Here is a 22532-nt window from a genome sequence, read left to right on the forward strand (position 1 = left end):
ATGAAACAATCAGAACATCCGAGTTTTAGTTTGAGGTAGTCCAGTGATCGATGATGATGGCTACCGCCCGAATGTTGGTATCGTAATTTGTAACAGACAGGGACAGGTGCTGTGGGCCAGGCGTTATGGTCAGCACTCCTGGCAGTTCCCGCAGGGGGGGATCAACCCTGGCGAGACGGCGGAACAGGCCATGTACCGCGAACTCTTCGAGGAGGTTGGCCTTCATCGTAAGGATGTTCGTATTCTTGCCTCAACCCGAAACTGGTTACGATACAAATTGCCAAAACGTTTGGTGCGTTGGGACACAAAGCCGGTGTGTATCGGCCAGAAACAGAAATGGTTTCTACTGCAGCTTATGTGCAATGACGCGGACATCAACATGCAGACCAGCAGCACGCCGGAGTTCGACGGCTGGCGGTGGGTCAGCTTCTGGTATCCGGTTCGCCAGGTTGTCTCTTTTAAACGCGACGTCTACCGCCGGGTGATGAAGGAGTTTTCCGGCGTGGTCATGCCGTTACAGGAGATCCCCGTACAGCGAAATGCGCTCTATCGACGGAAGAGAGGTTAGGCCACCCGGATTATGCTCACACAGCTACGCGAAATAGTTGAAAAAGTTGCGGGCGCCCCACGGCTTACCGAGGCGCTCGATATTCTGGTCAACGAAATCTCTCTGGCGATGGATATCGAGGTCTGTTCGGTTTATCTTGCCGATCATGACCGCCGCTGCTATTACCTGATGGCTACCCGCGGGCTGAAAAAACCGCGTGGTCGTACGGTTGCGCTGGCCTTTGACGAAGGGATCGTCGGGCTGGTAGGACGGCTGGCCGAGCCGATTAACCTGGCAGATGCGCAGAGCCACCCCAGCTTTAAATATGTTCCTTCCGTAAAAGAAGAGCGCTTTCGCTCGTTTCTTGGCGTCCCCATCATCAGCCGTCGCCAGCTGCTCGGCGTGCTGGTGGTCCAGCAGCGTGAGCACCGACAGTTTGACGAGAGCGAAGAGTCGTTTCTGGTCACGCTCGCCACGCAGATGGCGGCGATTCTTTCGCAGTCGCAGCTTAACGCGCTGTTTGGGCAATACCGACAAACCCGCATAAAAGCGCTGGCCGCATCACCCGGCGTCGCCGTGGCCGAAGGGTGGGTGGACAGTACGCAGCCCTCGCTGGATAACATCTTTGCCGCCTCTACGCTGGATGCGCAACGCGAACGTGAGCGGCTGTCGCTGGCGATGGATGAGGCTTCAGCTGAATTCCGTCGCTACAGTAAACGCTTCACGGCGGGGGTGCACAAAGAGAGCGCGGCGATCTTTGATCTTTACTCGCACCTGCTGAGTGATGCCCGCCTGAAAAAGGATCTCTTTGCTGAGATCGACGCTGGATCGGTGGCTGAATGGGCGGTTAAAAAGGTCATCGAAAAATTCGCTGCCCAGTTTGCCAGCCTGCAGGATAGCTATCTGCGCGAACGCGCGGGCGATCTGCGCGTGCTGGGGCAGCGGCTGGTCTTTCACCTTGATGATACCATTCAGGGCACCAATACCTGGCCTGAGCGCTTTGTGCTGGTGGCTGATGAGCTGACCGCGACCACGCTGGCCGAGCTGCCGCACGACAGGCTGGCTGGCGTAGTGGTCAGGGATGGCGCATCCAATTCCCACGCGGCCATTATGGTCCGCGCCATGGGGATCCCAACGGTGATGGGCGCTGATATCCAGCCTGAACTGCTGAATGGCAGGCTGCTGATCGTCGATGGCTATCGCGGCGAGCTGCTGGTGGATCCGGAACCGGTACTGGTGCAGGAATACCAGCGGCTTATCAGTGAAGAGAACGAGCTGAGCAAGCTGGCAGAAGACGTGGTTGAGCGGCCGGCCCTGCTAAAAAGTGGCGAACGGGTGAAGGTGATGCTTAATGCGGGTCTGAGTGCCGAGCATGAAAAGTCGCTTGGCAGCTGGGTGGATGGCGTCGGGCTGTACCGCACTGAAATTCCCTTTATGCTGCAAAACGGTTTCCCCTCGGAGGAGGAGCAGGTGGCGCAGTACCAGGGCATGCTACAGCTGTTTCTGAGTAAGCCGGTAACGCTGCGCACCCTGGATATCGGAGCCGATAAGCAGCTCCCTTATATGCCGATCAGCGAAGAGAACCCCTGCCTGGGCTGGCGGGGGATCCGCCTGACGCTGGATCAGCCGGAAATTTTCCTCGTGCAGGTCCGGGCAATGCTGCGGGCCAACGTCGCCAGCGATAACCTCAGTATTCTGCTGCCGATGATCACCAGCATTGATGAAATCGACGAGGCCAGGCGACTGATCGACCGCGCCGCGCGTGAGGTGGAAGAGATGCTGGGATACGCTATCCCGGTGCCGCGTATTGGCGTGATGATTGAGGTTCCCTCAATGATCTTTATGATCGGGCATCTGGCGCAGCGCGTTGATTTTGTCTCGGTGGGGACCAACGATCTCACGCAGTATCTGCTGGCGGTCGATCGTAACAACACGCGGGTAGCCAGCCTGTATGACAGCCTGCATCCAGCGGTTTTACGGGCCTTACAGACTATCGCGACGGAGTGCGAACGGGCGGGGCTCGAGCTCTGCCTGTGTGGTGAAATGGCGGGCGACCCGATGAGCGTCACGCTGCTGGTGGGGCTGGGCTATCATCACCTCAGCATGAACGGCCGCAACGTGGCGCGGGTGAAATATCTGCTGAATCATATCGACCTGGAGCAGGCCCGCAGGCTGGCCGGGCAAAGCCTGAAGGCCACGACGGCGGCTGATGTCCGTCACCTTGTCTCCGCTTTTATGGAGCGAGGCGGCCTTGGCGGCCTGATCCGTGGCGGTCGTTAGGGCGCTGTCCACCGGCAGCAGTAAAGCAGCGTAAACCCGTTGTGGTAAGGCGGGTACGAGCTGGCTCGCAGAAGTCTGCATAAAAGTCCCGGCGACGTGCTTTGAGGCCAGCGGCTTACAAAGTTTACAGTTCCCACAAACCGCAATAATCACGGCTGTGCTATGATGCGCGCCTTAAAGCGCTGCGCGCACTGGTTGATTAATTCCGTCGCCTGCTGGTCAGGACAGACATTAACAATGGTGAAAGATGACTAACGGCTATCTGGCTTTCCCTCAATTTGATCCGGTAATTTTCTCTATCGGCCCGATTTCGCTGCACTGGTATGGTTTGATGTACCTGGTGGGCTTTATTTTTGCGATGTGGCTGGCGGTTCGCCGCGCGAACAAGCCCGGCAGCGGCTGGAAAAAAGAGGAAGTTGAAAACCTGCTCTATGCGGGTTTTCTCGGCGTATTCCTTGGCGGTCGCATCGGCTACGTTCTGTTCTACAACCTGCCGCTGTTCCTTGATAATCCGCTCTATCTGTTCAAAGTCTGGGACGGCGGCATGTCGTTCCACGGTGGCCTGATTGGGGTTATCTGCGTGATGCTGTGGTTTGCCCATCGCACCAAACGTAACTTCTTTCAGGTATCTGACTTTATTGCTCCGCTGATCCCCTTCGGCCTGGGAGCCGGTCGCCTGGGTAATTTTATCAACGGCGAACTGTGGGGACGGGTGGCACCGGATCTCTCCTGGGCGATGCTCTTCCCGGGTTCAAGAAGTGAAGACGTGGCGCTGGCCGCGACTCACCCCGAATGGCAGCCACTGCTGGCCACCTACGGCGTGCTGCCGCGTCACCCTTCGCAGCTTTATGAGCTGGCGCTGGAAGGCGTGGTCCTGTTCATTATTCTCAACCTGTTTATCCGTAAAAGCCGCCCGATGGGAGCCGTGTCCGGGCTTTTCCTGATTGGCTATGGCGCGTTCCGGATTATCGTCGAGTTTTTCCGTCAGCCGGATGCGCAGCTCGGCCTGTTTGATAACGCCATCAGCATGGGCCAGATACTCTCTCTGCCGATGATTCTGGCGGGTGTGATTATGATGGTATGGGCTTACCGTCGCCGTACACAGCAGCATGTGAGTGAGGGAAAATGAAACAGTATCTGGCGTTAATGCAAAAAGTGCTCGATGAGGGCACGCCGAAAAACGATCGCACCGGTACCGGTACGCTGTCGATATTTGGTCATCAGATGCGTTTCAATCTACAGGAAGGCTTTCCACTGGTGACCACCAAGAAGTGTCACCTGCGCTCAATTGTTCATGAGCTACTGTGGTTCCTTAACGGCGACACCAATACCGCCTATCTGCGGGAAAATAAGGTCACCATCTGGGATGAGTGGGCAGATGAAAACGGCGATCTCGGCCCGGTTTACGGTAAGCAGTGGCGCAGCTGGGGGGTGGCAGATGGCCGCCAGATCGATCAGCTCGAAAAGGTGCTGCAACAGCTGAAAACCGATCCGGATTCGCGTCGTATTATTGTGTCTGCCTGGAACGTGGGTGAGCTTGACGAGATGGCGCTGGCTCCCTGCCACGCCTTTTTCCAGTTCTACGTGGCTGACGGCAAACTCTCCTGCCAGCTTTATCAGCGCTCCTGCGATATCTTCCTCGGCCTGCCGTTTAATATCGCCAGCTATGCGCTGCTGGTGCATATGATGGCGCAGCAGTGCGACCTTGAGGTGGGCGACTTTGTCTGGACCGGCGGCGATACGCATCTGTACAGCAACCATCTGGAACAGACCCGCCTGCAGCTTACCCGCGAGCCACGCTCGCTGCCGAAGCTGACCATCAGGCGTAAACCCGCTTCGCTGTTCGACTATCGCTTTGAAGATTTTGAGATTGAAGGCTACGACCCTCATCCGGGCATCAAGGCGCCTGTCGCTATCTGACCCCTGCCAGGAGCGGAAGCTTTCCGCTCCTGATTTTACCTCCGACATCCTGTACCAGAAACACCCTTAGTCTGGTACGTGCCGGATCCTCAATGTTCTGAAAATCCCCCTCCGATTCAGCCGTTTCTCTCTTCTTTGAGCACCCAGGTCAGTTCAGCGCTACGCTTATAGCCGGGACTAAACCACAGGGAATACCGATGAAAAACAGCTCACTCCTCACGCTTGCGATATTATGCGGATTTTCCGCTCTCTCCTCTGCCAGTGCCAGTGCCAGTGCCGGGCCCGGCGTTCACCCCGTACGCGCAGATGCGCCTGAGCAGACCATCAGCAATGGAAAAACGCAGCCTCCGGTGAAATTCGCCAGCGTATGGGCCGATAGCGAGGGCGCGACCCATATCGGTCACTGCCGCTTTGAAGGGTTAGAATACAAAAGCTATGCGCCCCCTTCTGCGCCACAGTGGATTGGCGTGTCACCCGACGAGGTGGAAAGTATTGCTTATGCCGTTCTGCCCCCCGGGTACGTCGGCAGCTGGCATCATGCTCCGGGTCCACAGTGGGTGATCACCCTTTCCGGGAAATGGTCCGTTGAAACCACGGACGGCACCACGCTGGTCCAGGGGCCGGGCGAGGTCCAGTTCAATGCGGACAGCAGTTCACATCCGCGGCCTGGCGATAATCGGGTGGGCCACATATCCCGTACGGTAGGGAATGAACCCAACGTGCAGCTGATTATTAAACTCAAGCCCGGCGCGCAGAACACCGGTATCTGCACCCGCTGAGGGGATATTTCCCGGAATGCGCCTCGCAACAGTCAGGATTGATGCTGGTTAATGCCCGTTCATCGCGCCATTCTGCAGGAATGAAAAACGCATCCGGTTTTACCCTGCTGGAACTGCTGGTGGTGATGGTTATCGCCAGCGTGCTTGGCTTTGGCGCCGTCAGCGGCTGGCATCGCTGGCAGCAGCATCGGCATCTGAATGACACGGCAGCGCAGATCCAGCATTTTCTGCTGCGTCTGCGCAGCGAGGCGAACTGGCACAACGATACCCGCCTGCTGTGGCATCTGCCCGGTCAGAAATGGTGCCTGGGGAGCGCGGCCGTTCAGCTGCGCTGTAACGGTAGAAGCCGCCATACGCTGCTTGCGCCCTGGCAGGAGGTCAGGCTGCTGTCGCTTACTGAGGGCGTGGGTTTCTATGGTCGTCGCAGCATGGCTAAACCCGGGCGGATTGTGATTTCCTGCGACGCAGGGGAGCGGCACATTATTGTCTCCTCCCGGGGCCGCATCAGGATTTGTCAGCCAGCGGAGGGACTATGTGGATGAGAAATGCGGGCTTCAGCCTGCCTGAAATGCTGATCGCGCTGGCCATTAGCAGCATATTGATGCTGGGGGCCGCCCGTTTGCTGCCTGTGCTGCAAATGAATAATCTGCGCAGCCTGATGGCCTTTCAGCTACAGGAAGAGCTGCAGCAGATGATGGCCTCGCTGGAAAAAACGGTGCGCCGCGCGGGCTATTGCCCGGGCCAGTGCCTGGGGGAAGGGTTGAGTATCCACGGAGCATCGGGGAGCTGCCTGCTCATTCGCTGGGACGAAAACAGTAATGGTCGATGGGAGGCGGCAGGACGGGATGACAGCGATTATCATGGCTATCGCCTGCGCAGCGGCAATCTCGAAATGCAGCGCGGGGTAACCGACTGCGAAAGCGGTGGCTGGGAGAAGCTTAACGATCCGGCGGTAATAGCGATTGATAGGTTTCAGGTGACTCAGCGGGCGGGGCAGGTAAGGCTGCTGCTGGCGGGCTATGCACTTATCTGGCCGCAGCATCCGCTGGTGATTGAGCGCTGGGTTACGGCGGTCAACCTGTGAACGCACAGAGAGGAAGCGGTTCGCTGTTAGCGGTCATTATTCTGCTTATGATGTCGGCTACCCTGCTGCATGCTACCCGCATACAGCTTGATGACGCACTCGGCCTGCTGGCAGATGAGCGCCAGTTTTATCTCCAGTACAGCCGCGCGGCTTCTGCGCTGGTCTGGGGAGGCGAGCAGCACTGGACAATCAACGCCGCGGGATGGGTCTGCAAAGCCGATCCCGTTTATGGCCGCGCCTGCCTGAGTATGCAGGGCGAAAATAGCCTGCTCCTGCGCGGAGATGCGGGCAGCGGAACCCTTGCGCACTACCGCTGGGTTGCCCCGACGGGCAGTGCGGGAAGGATTAGATCGGTGCCGCACGGCTGGATCGACTACTGCCCGTTGGCTTTACCCGCAGCGTGCCAGCCAGAATGAGTCGCCAGCTTGGGTTTAGCCTCCCTGAAACCCTGGTCGCTTTGCTGCTGCTTACCCTGAGCATCAGCACGTTAATGCGCTATCAGCTGGTGCTGGCTCAGGGATTTATGCGCCAGACCGAGCAGCGGGAAGCCTGGCGGCAGGCTGCGTCAGGGTTTGAAGGCTATCAGACACCCGGCTGGCAAACCGAGCTGACAGAGCAGGCGGGTCCCGGTGGCTGTCGGGTTAGGGTTTCAACGGCGACAGGCCCAACCGGCCGACGAGCGCAGCTAACGCTTTTGCAATGCCCCCAAACGGCAATTCATTAGTTTCCCGTGCATTTGCAACGGATGCAAGAAGGGTTACAGTGTCCGCGCAGAGCAAAATTATGCTTAAGGAGCAGAGATGTTTACGGTCTACCACTCAAATCAGCTGGATTTGCTGAAAACGCTGGCGGCATGGCAAATTGAAAATCAGCCGCTGCGCGATCCCTTCCAGTCTGAAGTGATTCTGGTGCAAAGTCCCGGCATGGCGCAGTGGCTGCAAATGTCGCTGGCTGCGCAGTTCGGCATTGCCGCTAATATCGCCTTTCCTCTGCCCGCCACCTTTATCTGGGATATGTTTGTGCGCGTCCTGCCGGGGATCCCAAAAGAGAGCGCCTTTAACAAATCCAGTATGAGCTGGAAGCTGATGGCTATCCTTCCAGAGATGCTGACGCGCCCGGAATTCGCGATGTTAAGGCACTATCTGACCGACGATGAAAACAAGCGTAAGCTTTTTCAACTGGCCTCCCGCGTGGCTGACCTCTTTGACCAGTATCTGGTTTATCGGGCCGAGTGGCTTAACAGCTGGGAGAAAGGCCAGCTGATTGAGGGGTTGGACGATGCGCAGCAGTGGCAGGCGCCGCTCTGGACCGCTCTGGTGCAGTACACCCGCGAGCTGGGACAGCCCGAGTGGCACCGGGCAAATCTTTATACGCGCTTTATTTCGGCTCTGGAAAATAGCCGTGAGCGCCCAGAAAATCTCCCCGATCGCGTTTTTATCTGCGGCATATCTGCGCTGCCGCCGATCTATTTGCAGGCGCTCCAGGCGCTGGGCAGGCACATTGATATCCATCTGCTGTTCACTAATCCCTGTCGGCACTACTGGGGCGATATTCAGGATTACGCATTTCTGGCAAAGCTGCAAAACCGACGGCGACAGCACTTCGGGCAGCAGCGTGAAAGCGCCCTGTTTCGCGACGAGGATGCCTCCGGCCTGTTTAACGAGCAGGGGGAGCAGCAGCTCAGCAACCCGCTGCTGGCCTCCTGGGGCAAACTGGGGCGGGATAACCTCTATTTACTGGCGCAGATGGAGTGCCAGGAAATTGACGCCTTTGTCGATATAGAACCCGCCACACTGTTGCAAAGCCTTCAGCGCGATCTGCTGGAGCTGGAAGATAACGCAGTGATGGGTCTGAATCAGCAGGAGTGGCAAACNCCCGCCACACTGTTGCAAAGCCTTCAGCGCGATCTGCTGGAGCTGGAAGATAACGCAGTGATGGGTCTGAATCAGCAGGAGTGGCAAACCAGTCAGCGCAAACGCGTGCTGGATCCCGCCGATCGTTCAGTCAGCCTGCACCTGTGTCATAGCCCACAGCGTGAGGTAGAAGTGCTCCAGGATCGCTTATTAGAAATCATGGCCAGCGATCCTACCCTCTCCCCACGCGATATTATTGTGATGGTCGCCGACATTGATGCTTATACGCCCTTTATTCAGGCGGTATTTGGCAATGCGCCCGGCGATCGCTACCTTCCCTTTGCCATTTCTGACCGCCGGGCCAGCCAGGCGCATCCGGCGTTACAGGCATTTATTTCACTGCTAAGCCTGCCGGACAGCCGCTTCGCCTCGGAGGAGGTGCTGGCACTGCTTGAAGTGCCGGCGGTTGCCAGCCGCTTTTCCATTGATGAAGAAGGGCTGAAGCGGCTGCGCCACTGGGTCGCAGAGTCGGGCATTCGCTGGGGGCTGGACGACGAAACGATCCGTGAGCTGGACCTTCCTGCCGGTGGGCAGCATACCTGGCAGTTTGGCCTGACGCGCATGCTGCTCGGCTACGCGATGCACAGCGAGGCCGGGGACTGGCAGGGGATCCTGCCCTATGACGAGTCCAGTGGCCTGATTGCGGAGCTGGCGGGTAATCTGGCTGAGCTGTTAATGCGGCTGCGCGACTGGCGCGATCTGCTAACGGCACCGCGCGCGCTCGAGAGCTGGCTGCCGCTGTGTCGCGAGCTACTGAACGATTTCTTCGCTGGCGATGCAGATACCGAAGCGGCGCTGGCGCTGATTGAGGAACAGTGGCAGCAGGCGATCGGTTACGGTATACAGTCGGCTTATCAGCAGGCGATCCCGCTCTCGCTGCTGCGAGACGAGCTGGCATCCCGGCTGGATCAGGAGCGCATCAGCCAGCGCTTTCTTGCCGGGCCGGTGAACTTCTGCACCCTGATGCCGATGCGATCCATCCCCTTTAAGGTGGTCTGCCTGCTGGGGATGAACGACGGCGTTTATCCCCGTACGCTGCCGCCGCTCGGTTTTGACCTGATGAGTCAGCAGCCGAAAAAGGGCGATCGCAGCCGTCGTGACGACGATCGCTACCTGTTCCTGGAAGCGCTGAGCTCTGCCCAACAGCAGCTCTATATCAGCTATATCGGACGGACAATCCAGGATAACTCGGAGCGTTTCCCCTCGGTGTTAGTGAGCGAGCTGGTGGAGTACATCAGCCAGAGCTTCTGTCTGCCAGAGCACCAGGACAGCGATGTGGACACCAGTGCAAAGGCGGTTGAAGCCCATCTGCAACATTTGCACAGCCGGATGCCGTTCGCCGCCGAAAACTTCTCGCCCCGGGCGGAGTTTCGCAGCTATGCATCAGAGTGGCTTCCGGCCGCAAATGCCAGCGGTGTCGCCCATCCACCCTTTATGCAGCCCCTGTCAGGACTGGAATTGACGGAGCTGAATGTCGAACAGCTGGTAAGGTTTTGGCGACATCCGGTACGCGCTTTCTTCAGCCAGCGCCTGGGCGTCAGCTTCCAGCTGGAGGAAACCGAACTGCCCGATACCGAACCTTTTACCCTGGATAATCTCAGCCGCTATCAGGTAAATGCGCTGCTGCTAAATACCCTGATTGAGGATCGCTCAGATGAGCCTCTCTATGCCAGGCAACGCGCGGCCGGGCATCTGCCCTATGGTGCCTATGGTGAACTGTTCTGGCAGGATCAGCTGGCAGATATGACCGAGCTGGCGAACCGGGTGCGTGAACAGCGCAGGGATGCCGTGAGCTGGGAAATAAACCTGACCGTGGGCGGCATTCAGCTGAACGGCTGGTTACCGCAGGTGCAGGAGGATGGACTGCTGCGCTGGCGTCCCGGCCACCTCAATTTTACCGATGGTCTGGCGCTGTGGCTGGAGCATCTTATCTACACCATGCTGGGCGGCAAAGGAAGCAGCCGCATGTATGGCCGCAAGGAGAGCCAGTGGTGCTTCCCGCCGCTGGAGGTCACCACAGCGACTCGCTGGCTTGAACGCTATATTATCGGCTATCAGCAGGGGATGAGTGCGCCCCTGCTGCTGCTGCCTAAAACGGGCGGCGCCTGGCTTGAGGCGAGCTATGATGAAAAAGCCTCAGCGGTGCTCCATGATGAAGCCAGCCAGGCGAAGGCCAGAGTCAAACTGCTTCAGGCATGGCAGGGGAACTATCAGATTGAGGGTGAGAGCAGCGATCCCTATCTGGCACGTTTATTCCGAACCCTGGATGAAGAGACCCTGCAGGAGATTACGCGTAACGCTGAGGCGTGGCTGCTGCCGCTGTTGCAGATGAATGTTACCGCCAGTGAGGTCTGAAATACGGCGCTAACCGGCAGTGGGGGCGGAAGTTTAAGGACAGAGTGCAGGACATCCTGTAGTGTTATTTTATAACCATTGAACCGTTTTTTTACTCGTCTTCACCACCGGGGATGAAGGCGAAATACTCAGGGGAAGGATCTGCTGAACGGTTTTTCCTGTCAGCAGAAAATGAGATCGTCAAGGAGTTTGAATGGGTCGTTATGCAGTCTGGATCGGCACGCTGGTTGTGCTGGTTAATTTGTGGAGCCCGCTAAGCCAGGCACAGTCGGGATGGCAACCTATCCCGGAAACCATCCGCAAAAGTGAAAAAGACCCGCGACAGTATCAGGCGGTCAGGCTTGATAACGGCATGACGGTGCTGCTGGTCTCCGATCCTCAGGCGACGAAATCCCTCGCCGCGCTGACATTGCCGGTAGGATCGCTGGAGAATCCGCGTAATCAACAGGGACTGGCGCATTACCTTGAGCATATGCTGCTGATGGGGTCGAAGCGTTATCCACAGCCTGATAACCTGGCTGAGTTTTTAAAGAGGCACGGCGGCAGTCACAATGCCAGTACCGCTTCTTACCGCACGGCCTACTATCTGGAAGTCGAAAACGATGCGCTGCAGCCTGCCGTCGATCGTCTTGCTGATGCCATTGCTGAACCGCTGCTGGATCCGGTTAATGCCGATCGTGAACGCCATGCGGTTAATGCTGAACTGACGATGGCCCGCTCACGCGACGGTCTGCGGATGGCCCAGGTTGGTGCGGAGACGCTTAATCCTGCGCATCCCGGGTCGCTATTCTCCGGCGGTAATCTGGAAACCCTGAAGGATAAACCGGGCAGTAAACTGCATGATGCGCTGAAAGCGTTTTATCAGCGCTATTACTCGGCGAATCTGATGAAAGCGGTCATTTACAGCAATAAGCCTATGGATGAGCTGCAAAAAATAGCCGTCAGTACCTTTGGACGCGTAGAAAACCGAAATGCGACGGTGCCGGATATCACCGTGCCGGTGGTGACCGATAAGCAAAAGGGCATCATTATTCACTACGTTCCGGCTCAGCCGCGTAAGCTGCTGAAAATTGAATTTCGTATCGACAATAATAGCGATAAATTCCGCAGCAAAACGGATACGCTGATTGCCTATCTTATTGGTAATCGCAGTAAAAATACGCTCTCTGACTGGCTACAAAATCACGGCCTTGCCGATTCAATTGATGCGGGAGCGGATCCGGTTATTGATCGTAATGGCGGCGTGTTCTCTATCTCCGTATCGCTAACGGATACCGGCCTGGCTAACCGTGACCGGGTGATTGCTGCCGTATTCAGCTACCTGAATAAACTGCGCGCCGACGGCATTGATAAGCGTTATTTTGATGAGGTCGCCCACGTTCTGAATCTGGACTTCCGCTACCCCTCAATTACCCGCGATATGGATTACATCCAATGGCTGGTCGATACCATGCTGCGCGTACCCATTGAAGACACGCTTGATGCCTCTTATATTGCCGATCGCTACGATCCTGCGGCGATTAAGGCGCGGCTGGACGGCATGACGCCTCAGAATGCCCGCATCTGGTTTATCAGTCCCGATGAGCCGCATAACAAACTGGCCTACTTTGTCGATGCGCCCTATCAGGTGGATACGATTACACCGCAGCGATTTGCCGCGTGGCAGGCCGCCAGCGATAAAATCGATCTTTCCCTGCCAGTGCTTAACCCCTACATTCCGGACGACTTCAGCCTGATAAAGCCTGGGAAAAAACAGGCTCACCCGGAAGAGCTGGTTAATCAGCCCGGCCTGCGGATATTCTATATGCCGTCGCAGTTTTACGCCGACGATCCTAAAGCCAACATCACGCTGGCGCTGCGGAATAAAGCGGCCATGAGCACGGCGAAAAATCAGGTGCTGTTCGCTATCAACGACTACCTGGCGGGTCTGGCGCTCGATGAGCTAAATTCACAGGCCTCAGTGGCCGGCATCAGTTTTTCTACCAGTGAAAATGATGGCGTCACCTTTAACGCCAGCGGTTTCACCCAGCATCTTCCCGAGCTGATGAAGGCGCTACTTAAAGGGTATGCCAGCTATCAGCCCGATCGGCAGCAGCTGGAGCAGGCTAAATCCTGGTATCTGGAGCGTCTCTCCTCCGCTGAAAAAGGTAAGGCGTTCGAGCTGGCTATTCAGCCTGCGCAGATGCTGTCACAGCTGCCTTATACCCAGCGGAGTGAACGCCGCAGCCTGGTAGCCGGTATCACGCTTGAGGATCTCCAGGCCTACCGAAAAATGCTGCTACAGCAGTCCACCCCGGAACTGATGGTGGTGGGCAACATGACGGCGGCAGAGGCGACGGCGCTGGGCCGGGATCTCAAAACCCATCTGGACTGCGAAGGCGACAGCTGGTGGCACAGTCAGTATATCGCCATTGATAAAAAGACCTCGGCCAATCTCCAGCAGCAGGGGAGCAGTACCGATTCGGCGCTGGCCGCCCTGTATGTTCCGCTGGGCTATGAAGAGTATGAAAGTATCGCCAGCAGTGCCATGCTCAGCCAGATCGTTCAGCCGTGGTTTTATAATCAGCTGCGTACCGAGGAGCAGCTGGGCTATGCGGTATTTACCTTCCAGATGCCGGTAGGACGCCAGTGGGGCATTGGCTTCCTGTTGCAAAGTAACGTTAAACAGCCCGCCTGGCTGTTAACGCGCTTCCGTGCGTTCTATCCGGTGGCGGAAAAGAGGCTGCGTGAGATGAGCCACGAGGATTTCAGTCAGTATCAGCAGGCCATGATTAACGAACTTAAACAGCGTCCGCAAACGCTGGATGAAGAAGCAGGACGCTTTAGCAAAGATTTCGATCGCGAAAACACCCGTTTCGATACCCGAGAAAAAGTGATTGCCCGTATTCAGGCGCTGACGCCGCAGGGTCTGGCAGACTTTTTCCATAAGGCGGTGATTGAACCACAGGGGCTGACGCTGCTGTCACAGATTTCAGGCAGCCAGCATAAGCAAGCGGACTACGCTAAACCTGAAGGTTTTACTACCTGGCAGGAAGTGTCGAAGCTACAGCAGTCGTTTCCGGTGAAAAGTTAAGATATGAAGTCAGAAGCCCTGAGTCTTGATCCCCTCAAGCTCCCGCTTAAAGGGGAAAGGCTGATTGAAGCCTCGGCGGGAACCGGCAAAACCTTTACCATCGGGCTGCTTTACCTTCGTCTGCTGTTGGGGCTGGGGGGGGAAGCCGCCGCCAGCAGGCCACTGTCGGTCGAAGAGATCCTGGTGGTGACCTTCACCGAGGCGGCAACGGCCGAGCTGCGTGGCCGTATTCGGGCCAATATCCACCAGCTACGCATTGCCTGCGTGCGCGGCTACGCCGCTGACACAATGCTGGCGGCGCTGTTAGCGCAGATTGAGGATCGCAATCAGGCGGCTTTGCGGCTGCTGGCGGCCGAGCGGCAGATGGATGACGCCGGGATATTTACCATCCACGGCTTCTGCCAGCGCATGTTAAATCTGAACGCGTTTGAATCCGGCATGCTGTTTGAGCAACAGCTGATCGAGGATGAGTTTCCGCTGCGCCGACAGGCTGCGGCGGATTTCTGGCGTCGCTACTGCTACCCGCTCTCGCTGCCGGTGGCCAGGGTAATGACGCAGATGTGGCAGGGGCCGGAGCAGCTCCTTGCCACGCTCTCGCCCTGGCTGAATGGTGAAGCCCCCGCGCTGAAATATCCCGCCGATTTAGAGGAGTCGTTCACCGAACGCCATGAAAAAATCATTGGGCGGATAGATGCCCTGAAAACGGCGTGGCTGGCGGCAGGAAATCTGCACGACGTTATTGCCCAGTCGGGTGTGGATAAGCGAAGCTACAGCAGTAAGCACTTACCCAATTGGCTGGAGAAAATAGCCCAGTGGGCCGCAGAAGCCACTGAGGATTACGCGGTTCCTAAGGAGCTGGCGCGCTTTGGCCAGCGGGTACTGCTGGAAAAAACCAAAAAAGGCGAAGCGCCACAGCATCCGCTGTTTGACGAGGTGGATCGCTTCCTCGCGGAACCGCTGTCGCTGCGTGACCTGGTTATCGCCCGCGCGCTGAGTGAGATCCGCTTCACCACGCAAAAAGAGAAAAGGCTTAACGCCCTGCTGGGGTTTGACGACCTGCTGGGACGGTTCGATGACGCCCTTCAGCAGCAGGGCGGAGAGGCGCTGGCGCAGGCCGTTCGCAGCCGGTATCCGGTCGCGCTGATTGATGAATTCCAGGATACCGACCCGCAGCAGTACCGCATCTTCCGCACGCTTTACCGGCATCAGCCCGAGTCTGCGCTATTGCTGATAGGCGACCCCAAACAGGCTATCTACGCCTTTCGGGGAGCCGATATTTTCACCTATATGAAAGCCCGTAGTGAAGTTAGCGCCCACTATACGCTTGATACCAACTGGCGCTCCTCGCCGGATATGGTGAACAGCGTCAACCAGCTCTTTTCCCGGCTGGAAAATCCCTTTTTGTTCCATGAAATCCCCTTTAAGGACGTGACTCCTGCCGGACCTAATGCCGGGCTGACGTTTAGCGTCGAGGGTAAACGCCAGCCCGCCCTGAGATTCTGGCTACAGCCGGGCGAAGGAACAGGCGTAAGCGATTACCAGCAGTTTATGGCCCGGCAGTGCGCGGCAGATATCCGCCACTGGCTGACGGCAGGTCAGCAGGGAACGGCGCTGATCGGCAGAGACGACGATCGGCGTCCGGTGGCGGCATCGGATATTACCGTTCTGGTGCGCAGCCGCGGCGAAGCGTCCATCATGCGCGAAGCGCTGAATGGCCTGAATATTCCTTCTGTTTATCTCTCCAATCGCGACAGCGTGTTCACCACGCCGGAAGCGCGTGAAATGATCTGGCTGCTGCAGGCGGTGCTGGCTCCCGAACAGGAGCGGACGCTGCGCAGCGCACTCGCCACCAGCATTTTTGGTCTGGATGCATTAACGCTTGATGCGCTGAGTAAGGATGAGCGTGCCTGGGACGCGCTGGTGGATGAATTTGACGGCTATCGTCAGCGCTGGCTAAAGCGCGGCGTGCTGCCGATGCTGCGTGAACTGATGGTTAAACGCCAGATTGCTGAAAATTTGCTGGCCTCCGAAAGCGGGGAGCGCAGGCTGACCGACCTGCTGCATCTGGGCGAGCTGCTACAGGAAGCCTCCGCGAGTCTGGACAGCGAACATGCGCTGGTTCGCTGGCTGGCGCAGGAGGTGGCCCAGCCTAATGGTCAGTCCGCCAGCCAGCAGCTACGCCTGGAGAGCGATCGCCATCTGGTGAAGATTGTAACTATCCATAAGTCAAAAGGGTTGCAGTATCCGCTGGTGTGGCTGCCGTTTGTCGCTAACTACCGCGAAGCGGGACAGGGCATTTACCATGACCGGCAAACCTTTCAGGCGCTGCTGGATCTGCGTGACGATGTCGAAAGTATTGAGCTGGCCGAACAGGAGCGGCTGGCCGAAGATCTCCGCCTGCTCTACGTCGCGCTGACGCGTTCAGTCTGGCACTGTAGCGTGGGCATTGCGCCGCTGGTAAAGGGTAACCGGAAAAAAGAAGGGAACAGCGACCTGCATCTCAGTGCGGTGGGTTACCTGCTGCAAAAAGGTGAGGCGGCAGATGCGGCCAGCCTGCGTCAGTCCCTGGTGGAAATGGAAAATGAAGCCGTTGAGCTGGTTATTCCCAGTCATCCTGATGATGAGCCCTGGCGACCACAGCAGGCGGTGCCGGACGCGCTCAGCAGCCAGTCTGTTACCCGCCAGCTTCGCGATGAGTGGCGCATCACCAGCTATTCCGGTTTGCAGCAGCATGGGCATTCCGTCACCTTCGACCTGCTGCCCAGGCTGGATGTCGATGCCGCGGGCGAGGCACAGCCGCAGCTGGCTGTTCAGCTGACGCCGCATACCTTCCCGCGCGGCGCGGCACCGGGAACATTTCTTCACGGCCTGTTTGAAAATATTGATTTCACCCAGCCGGTTGAGGAGGCATGGCTGGCTGAACAGCTCACCTCGCAGGGGCACGACGCGGCCTGGCTGCCGGTAGTGAAGCAGTGGCTGATGCGTATTCTGCAAACGCCGCTCAACGAGACCGGGGTGACGCTCAGTCAGCTGGCCCCCGACAAGCGTCAGGTGGAGCTGCAATTTTATCTGCCTATCCAGCGGTTAATGAGCGCGGAGAGTCTTGACCGGCTTATTCGCCACTACGATCCGCTCTCAGCGGAGTGTCCGCCGCTTAACTTCCAGCAGGTGCAGGGCATGCTGAAGGGCTTTATCGACCTGGTCTTCGTCTGGCAGGGTAAATACTATCTGCTGGACTATAAATCTAACTGGCTGGGGGCATCCGGCGACGACTACACGCCCCAGGCAATGGCGCTGGCGATGCAGTCCCACCGCTACGATTTACAGTATCAGCTCTATACGCTGGCGCTGCACCGCTATCTGCGCCACCGACTGGCCGACTATGATTTTGAACAGCATTTTGGCGGCGTTATCTATTTGTTCCTGCGGGGCGTGGACGGAACGGCCAGTGACAATGGCCTTTATCGCACGCGGCCATCGGCTGAATTTGTTAACGCGCTGGACGCGTTATTTGCAGGGAAAGAGCTGGAGGGCGCATGGCTGAAATAGCGGAACTGCTGCTGGCTGCCAGTCAGCAGAAACTGCTGCGAGCGCTGGACGTGCAGTTTGCCAGAATGATTGCCAGCGAGGCGCAACCCGCGCTGATGCTGGCGGCAGCCTGGGTAAGCGCAGAGGCAGGAGAGGGGCACGTGTGTCTGCCGCTTACCACTTTTACCGAGCAGTCGCTGTTTGGCGGACGGCACCCGGAGCTGGCCCGCCTGATGTGGCAGGCCGCGGGGGACCCGGACTGGCTTACTCTTCTGCCCGACGAGGCGGCGGTGGGCGACGGTTCAACCGCCACGCCGCTGGTGCTTCATCAGCAGCGTCTCTACCTGCATCGGATGTGGCTTTCTGAAGGGCAGGTGGCCCGGTTTATTCTCGGTCAGGCTGCGGCTCACCGACTGGATGAACGCGCGCTGCGCGCTGCGCTGGACAGGCATTTCGGCCAGCAGGCCGATGACTGGCAGAAAATCGCCGCCGCCGTGGCGCTGACCCGTCAGATTTCGATTATTTCGGGTGGCCCGGGTACCGGTAAAACCACCACCGTCGCCAAATTACTGGCCACGCTTATCTCGCTAACGGATTCGCTACGCATCCGGCTGGCAGCGCCGACCGGCAAGGCGGCGGCCCGTCTGACCGCATCCCTCGGGGCGGCGCTACAGGGTCTGGATATTGATGAAGCGGAGAAGCAGCGGTTCCCCACTGAAGCGACGACCCTGCACCGACTGTTGGGCGCGGTGCCGGGCAGTCAGCGGATGCGCTATCATGCCGGTAACCCACTGCACCTGGATTTACTGGTGGTGGATGAAGCGTCAATGGTCGATCTGCCAATGATGGCAAATCTGATTGCGGCGCTGCCCCAGCAGGCAAAAGTGATTTTTCTGGGCGATCGCGATCAGCTGGCCTCGGTAGAAGCGGGGGCTGTGCTCGGGGATATCTGTCGCTGCGCGGAAGCGGGCTACAGCCGTGAGCGCGCGGCGGAACTTACCCGGCTGACGGGCTGTACCCTCGCGGGCGAGGAGAGTCTACATGCGCCCGCCGTGCGTGACAGCATTTGCCTGCTGCGCAAAAGCTACCGCTTTGATGCCTCTTCGGGTATTGGGCAGCTGGCGCTGGCCGTTAATGGCGGTGACACCCGTCGGATGGAAAAAGTCTTTGCCGCTGGATACAGTGACATTGAACGCTTCCCGCTGAGCAGCAGTGAGGAGTACCAGCATCTGCTCAGCGCCTGCGTGGAGGGCTATCGACCTTACCTGCGAAGCCTGTCTCAGGGCCACAGCCCTCTGGATGTGATTAACGAGTTTGGTCATTTTCAGCTGCTCTGTGCGCTGCGTGAGGGGCCATTTGGCGTAACGGGGCTGAATGAGCGTATTGAAGCGTCGCTCCAGCTTAAGGGCCTGATCCGCCGCGCGCCTGGCTCAGGCAGTAAGTGGTACGTCGGGCGGCCGGTCATGATTGCCCGCAATGATAGCGCCCTGGGCTTATTTAACGGCGATATTGGCATTGCGATGAATGACGAAGAGGGTGCGCTTAAGGTATTTTTCCCGCTGCCTGATGGCAGCATTAAAGCCGTGCAGCCCAGCCGCCTGCCCCCGCATGAGACGGCTTTTGCCATGACGGTGCATAAGTCACAGGGCTCGGAATTCAATCATACGCTGCTGATACTCCCCAGCCAGTTCACGCCGGTGCTGACGCGTGAACTGATTTATACTGCCATCACCCGGGCGAAGCAGAGGCTGTCGCTTTATGCGGACAGTGGGGTACTCAACAGCGCAGTGCGAATGCAGACGCAGCGTCGCAGCGGGCTGGTCGACCGCCTGACGGAATAGGGGGGCTGGCGGCTGGCTGGCGGCCTGACAGAAAAACTTCGCCTGGCGGCCTGGCTGAGCGCTGGACATAATCATTACGCCTGGCGGGCATGGCTGAGCGCCGGACATCATCATTACGCCTGGCGGGCATGGCGCAGATCGGCCATCAGGACCTTTGAGCGGCGCTGGTAGTTATACATCTGCTTTTTACTCTCGGGCAGCTTATCGATATCTACCGGCATAAAGCCGCGCTCCTGGAACCAGTGAATGCTGCGGGTGGTCAGCACAAACAGCTTTTTCAGCCCCATCTGCCGTGCCTGAAGGGCTACGCGCTCCAGCAGTGCCTCGCCTCGTGACGAGCTGCGGTAGTCAGGATGCACCGCAACGCAGGCCATCTCGCCAATTTCCTCTTCCGGGAAGGAGTAGAGGGCTGCACAGCCAATGGTCAGGTTATCGCGCTCGATGATGGTAAATTTATCAATCTCCATCTCAAGCTGTTCGCGGGAACGGCGTACCAGAATTCCCTGCTGCTCAAGCGGGCGGATAAGTTCCAGAATTCCGCCGATATCATTGATGGTGGCGCGGCGGATCTGCTCGGCGCTTTCCATGACGATCTGGGTGCCAATCCCATCGCGTGAGAACAGCTCCTGAAGCAGGGCGCCATCTTCCTGATAGCTAATCAGATGGCTGCGGCGCACGCCGCTGCGGCAGGCTTTGACCGCACCGCGCAGAAAACGCACCGTCCCTGACAGGTAGTCATCTTCCTTTTCCAGCGCCTCAATGCGCTGCTGTGCGTCATTAGGGAAAAGCTCGGAGATAACGTTGCCTTCGCTGTCCGTGACGCCCTGACCGGAACAGAAGCCAATCATCTTCTCTGCCTTAAGCTTAATCGCGAGCTGCGTCGCCACCTCCTCTGAGGTGAGATTGAAGCTCTCCCCGGTGACGGAAACGGCCACCGGCCCCATCAGCACAATTGCGCCGCTGTCCAGCTGCCGGTGAATCGCCTCTTCATCAATACGGCGTATGCGCCCGCTATGACAATAATCCACGCCCTCATCCACCCCCAAAGGCTGCGCAATGATGAAGTTGCCGCTCACCACGTTGATATGAGCGCCCTGGAGAGGGGTGTTATTGAGACTCATCGACAGGCGGGCGGTGATATCAAGCTGCAGGCGTCCGGCTGCCTGCTTGACCAGCTCCAGCGACTGCGCATCGGTGACGCGGGTATACTTGTGGTAAAGGGGTTCAAGCTGGTGTTCGGCCAGGTTCGCATCAATCTGTGGGCGCGCACCGTAGACCACCACCAGGCGAATGCCCAGGCTATGGAGCAGCCCAATATCATTAACGATGCCGGAAAAATTTTCATGCTCTATGGCTTCGCCGCCAAGCATGATGACGAAGGTTTTACCACGGTGGGCATTGATATAGGGGACAGTATGGCGAAAACCCTGAACCAGCTCGGTACTCCGTTCCTTCACGACAGACCCTTAATGAATTATTATTCGGTAAAAGTGTATTTTTATTCTTTTTAGCCTGCAGAAGCAAGCGGCAATTGTTACCGACTTTCAATCAACGTGATTACACAGTTAACCAGATGTGCAACCGGGCCTCGCAATTTAGAGATGACACTGGCAGCCTGTTTCGCTACAGTTTTCACCCTGCACGCTATCTGGCTGTTTTTACCTCATAGTAGACCAGACTGGATTTTTTAACCCATGGAACAGCACACTGGAATAGCATGACCGATTTACCTTCACCTGGCCGACGCCGCTGGCTTAAGTGCGCGGGAGCTGTCTGGCTGCTCAGCGTCAGCAAGATTGGCCTGGCAGCCACCCCGCTGGTGGCGATCCGCATCTGGCCTTCTTCTACCTATTCCCGTTTGACGCTGGAATCCACCTCACCGCTTAAGTACCGGCAGTTCGCACTCAGTAAACCCGAGCGGGTGGTGGTGGATATTGAAAATATGCATCTCAATGCCCTGTTGAAGGGCGTGGGAAATCTGGTTCGCAGCGACGATCCCTATATAAAGAGTGCGCGGGTGGGGCAGTTCAGCGCCAATACCGTCAGGCTGGTACTGGAGCTCAAGCAAAACGTTACGCCGAAAGTCTTTACGCTGGCTCCGGTCGCCGGGTTCAAAAACCGGCTGGTTGTGGATCTCTATCCGGCCAGTAATATGAGTCATCACCACGAGGACGACCCGCTGCTGGCCCTGCTGGACGAATATAATAAGGGGGATTTAGCGCAGCACACGCCTGCCAAAACGCCGCTACCGGGCAGGGCAGGTAAAGACCGGCCAATGATTATCATGCTTGATCCGGGCCACGGAGGCGAAGACTCCGGCGCGGTGGGCAAACACAAGACACGCGAAAAAGACGTGGTGTTGAAAATTGCCCGCCGTCTGAAAAGCCTGATTGATAAACAGCCCAATATGCGCGCTCTGATGACGCGTAATGAGGACGTTTTTATTCCGCTACAGGTCAGGGTAGCAAAGGCGCGCAGGCAGCGTGCGGATCTGTTTATCTCCATTCATGCCGATGCCTTTACCAATCGCGCGGCGCGCGGCTCCTCCGTTTTTGCGCTGTCGACGAAGGGGGCCACCAGCGCTGCGGCGCGTTTTTTGGCCCGCACGCAAAACGAATCCGACCTGATAGGCGGCGTCAGTATGAGCGGTGACCGCTATCTCGACCACACCCTGCTGGATATGGTGCAGCGTCTGACCATCAACGACGGCCTGAAGCTGGGTAAGGATGTGCTAAGGCATATGGGGAAAATCAACCACCTGCACAAGAAAACCATCGACCAGGCGGGTTTTGCGGTGCTGAAAGCCCCGGATATCCCCTCAATTCTGGTCGAGACGGCGTTTATCAGTCACCCCGAGGAGGAGAGAAAACTACGTACCGCCCATTTTCAGCAGCAGGTCGCCGAAGCCATTCTGGCGGGGATTAAAACGTGGATCGCCAGCAGCGCTGCCCATCACCGGGTAAAATAACAGAATCAGTAAGACAGCGTCCTTTTCCGTGGGGCGCGAGTGGGCATATGCGACGGCGTTAGCCCTGCGGGAGCGGATAAGAGTGCAGTTAGCCTGGCGGGAGGGGATAAAAGAGGTTTGGCAAACGCCAGAAACAAAAAAACACCCGTTAAGGTGTTAAGTTGGTTGCGGGAGCCGGATTTGAACCGACGACCTTCGGGTTATGAGCCCGACGAGCTACCAGGCTGCTCCATCCCGCGTCCGT

Annotated in this window: 15 protein-coding genes and 1 tRNA gene; 14 read left to right on the forward strand and 2 right to left on the reverse strand. The window is 57.7% G+C overall.

Annotation, left to right across the window (positions count from 1 at the left end):
• Positions 1–43 precede the first annotated feature (43 nt).
• The 13 genes from rppH (at position 44) to recD (ending at position 19320) form a co-directional block, all read left to right on the forward strand.
• Positions 44–568, forward strand: a complete 525-nt coding sequence (rppH, locus tag A1830_RS16940; protein WP_067709000.1) for an RNA pyrophosphohydrolase — start codon at positions 44–46, stop codon at positions 566–568.
• Positions 569–580: 12 nt separating this feature from the next.
• Positions 581–2827: a phosphoenolpyruvate--protein phosphotransferase gene (ptsP, locus tag A1830_RS16945; protein WP_067709002.1), complete on the forward strand. Its 2247-nt coding sequence runs from the start codon at positions 581–583 to the stop codon at positions 2825–2827.
• Positions 2828–3074: 247 nt separating this feature from the next.
• Complete coding sequence (lgt, locus tag A1830_RS16950; protein WP_067709004.1) at positions 3075–3956, forward strand: prolipoprotein diacylglyceryl transferase; 882 nt, start codon at positions 3075–3077, stop codon at positions 3954–3956.
• Positions 3953–4747, forward strand: a complete 795-nt coding sequence (thyA, locus tag A1830_RS16955; protein ID WP_067709006.1) for a thymidylate synthase — start codon at positions 3953–3955, stop codon at positions 4745–4747. Before lgt ends, thyA begins: the two co-directional genes overlap by 4 nt.
• Before the next feature lie 197 nt (positions 4748–4944).
• On the forward strand, positions 4945–5526 hold the full coding sequence (locus tag A1830_RS16960; RefSeq protein WP_067709008.1) for a cupin domain-containing protein: 582 nt from the start codon (positions 4945–4947) through the stop codon (positions 5524–5526).
• An 80-nt stretch (positions 5527–5606) separates the two neighbouring features.
• Positions 5607–6068: a prepilin peptidase-dependent protein gene (locus A1830_RS16965; RefSeq protein ID WP_067709038.1), complete on the forward strand. Its 462-nt coding sequence runs from the start codon at positions 5607–5609 to the stop codon at positions 6066–6068.
• The gene (locus A1830_RS16970; RefSeq protein ID WP_067709010.1) at positions 6059–6610 is read left to right on the forward strand and encodes a prepilin peptidase-dependent protein; all 552 of its coding nucleotides are present in this window, start codon (positions 6059–6061) and stop codon (positions 6608–6610) included. Before A1830_RS16965 ends, A1830_RS16970 begins: the two co-directional genes overlap by 10 nt.
• Complete coding sequence (locus A1830_RS16975; protein WP_231877657.1) at positions 6607–7026, forward strand: DUF2509 family protein; 420 nt, start codon at positions 6607–6609, stop codon at positions 7024–7026. The genes A1830_RS16970 and A1830_RS16975 overlap by 4 nt, the downstream gene beginning before the upstream one ends.
• Positions 7023–7334 carry a prepilin-type N-terminal cleavage/methylation domain-containing protein gene (locus A1830_RS16980; protein ID WP_067709012.1) on the forward strand — a complete coding sequence of 104 codons (312 nt, stop codon included), beginning with the start codon at positions 7023–7025 and terminating at the stop codon, positions 7332–7334. Before A1830_RS16975 ends, A1830_RS16980 begins: the two co-directional genes overlap by 4 nt.
• 76 nt (positions 7335–7410) lie before the next feature.
• The gene (gene recC / locus A1830_RS16985; RefSeq protein WP_067709014.1) at positions 7411–10878 is read left to right on the forward strand and encodes an exodeoxyribonuclease V subunit gamma; all 3468 of its coding nucleotides are present in this window, start codon (positions 7411–7413) and stop codon (positions 10876–10878) included.
• Between the two features lie 193 nt (positions 10879–11071).
• Positions 11072–13951 (forward strand): pitrilysin, encoded by a 2880-nt coding sequence (gene ptrA, locus A1830_RS16990; RefSeq protein ID WP_067709016.1) that lies wholly within the window; start codon positions 11072–11074, stop codon positions 13949–13951.
• 3 nt (positions 13952–13954) lie between these two features.
• The gene (gene recB, locus A1830_RS16995; RefSeq protein WP_067709018.1) at positions 13955–17500 is read left to right on the forward strand and encodes an exodeoxyribonuclease V subunit beta; all 3546 of its coding nucleotides are present in this window, start codon (positions 13955–13957) and stop codon (positions 17498–17500) included.
• Positions 17488–19320: an exodeoxyribonuclease V subunit alpha gene (recD, locus tag A1830_RS17000; RefSeq protein ID WP_067709040.1), complete on the forward strand. Its 1833-nt coding sequence runs from the start codon at positions 17488–17490 to the stop codon at positions 19318–19320. The genes recB and recD overlap by 13 nt, the downstream gene beginning before the upstream one ends.
• A 113-nt stretch (positions 19321–19433) precedes the next feature.
• Here recD and argA read toward each other — a convergent pair whose 3' ends face one another.
• Positions 19434–20777, reverse strand: coding sequence for an amino-acid N-acetyltransferase (argA, locus tag A1830_RS17005; RefSeq protein ID WP_067709021.1), 1344 nt, complete (start codon positions 20775–20777; stop codon positions 19434–19436).
• A gap of 260 nt (positions 20778–21037) precedes the next feature.
• Between argA and amiC the strand changes: the two genes are divergently transcribed.
• Positions 21038–22288, forward strand: coding sequence for an N-acetylmuramoyl-L-alanine amidase AmiC (gene amiC, locus A1830_RS17010; protein WP_067709022.1), 1251 nt, complete (start codon positions 21038–21040; stop codon positions 22286–22288).
• A gap of 162 nt (positions 22289–22450) precedes the next feature.
• Here the strand turns inward: amiC and A1830_RS17015 are convergent.
• Positions 22451–22527 (reverse strand) — tRNA-Met (locus A1830_RS17015).
• Between the last annotated feature and the right edge of the window lie 5 nt (positions 22528–22532).

It is taken from the genome of Erwinia sp. ErVv1, from assembly GCF_900068895.1.
In the GTDB taxonomy this organism is placed as follows: domain Bacteria; phylum Pseudomonadota; class Gammaproteobacteria; order Enterobacterales; family Enterobacteriaceae; genus Erwinia.

Bases quoted from the DNA above. Each gene is read 5' to 3' on its own strand.
- thyA (WP_067709006.1), top strand. From the start codon at position 3,953: ATGAAACAGTATCTGGCGTTAATGCAAAAAGTGCTCGATGAGGGCACG.
- A1830_RS16960 (WP_067709008.1), top strand. From the start codon at position 4,945: ATGAAAAACAGCTCACTCCTCACGCTTGCGATATTATGCGGATTTTCC.
- amiC (WP_067709022.1), top strand. From the start codon at position 21,038: ATGACCGATTTACCTTCACCTGGCCGACGCCGCTGGCTTAAGTGCGCG.
- A1830_RS16965 (WP_067709038.1), top strand. From the start codon at position 5,607: ATGAAAAACGCATCCGGTTTTACCCTGCTGGAACTGCTGGTGGTGATG.
- ptsP (WP_067709002.1), top strand. From the start codon at position 581: ATGCTCACACAGCTACGCGAAATAGTTGAAAAAGTTGCGGGCGCCCCA.
- recB (WP_067709018.1), top strand. From the start codon at position 13,955: ATGAAGTCAGAAGCCCTGAGTCTTGATCCCCTCAAGCTCCCGCTTAAA.
- lgt (WP_067709004.1), top strand. From the start codon at position 3,075: ATGACTAACGGCTATCTGGCTTTCCCTCAATTTGATCCGGTAATTTTC.
- A1830_RS16970 (WP_067709010.1), top strand. From the start codon at position 6,059: ATGTGGATGAGAAATGCGGGCTTCAGCCTGCCTGAAATGCTGATCGCG.
- A1830_RS16980 (WP_067709012.1), top strand. From the start codon at position 7,023: ATGAGTCGCCAGCTTGGGTTTAGCCTCCCTGAAACCCTGGTCGCTTTG.
- recD (WP_067709040.1), top strand. From the start codon at position 17,488: ATGGCTGAAATAGCGGAACTGCTGCTGGCTGCCAGTCAGCAGAAACTG.
- ptrA (WP_067709016.1), top strand. From the start codon at position 11,072: ATGGGTCGTTATGCAGTCTGGATCGGCACGCTGGTTGTGCTGGTTAAT.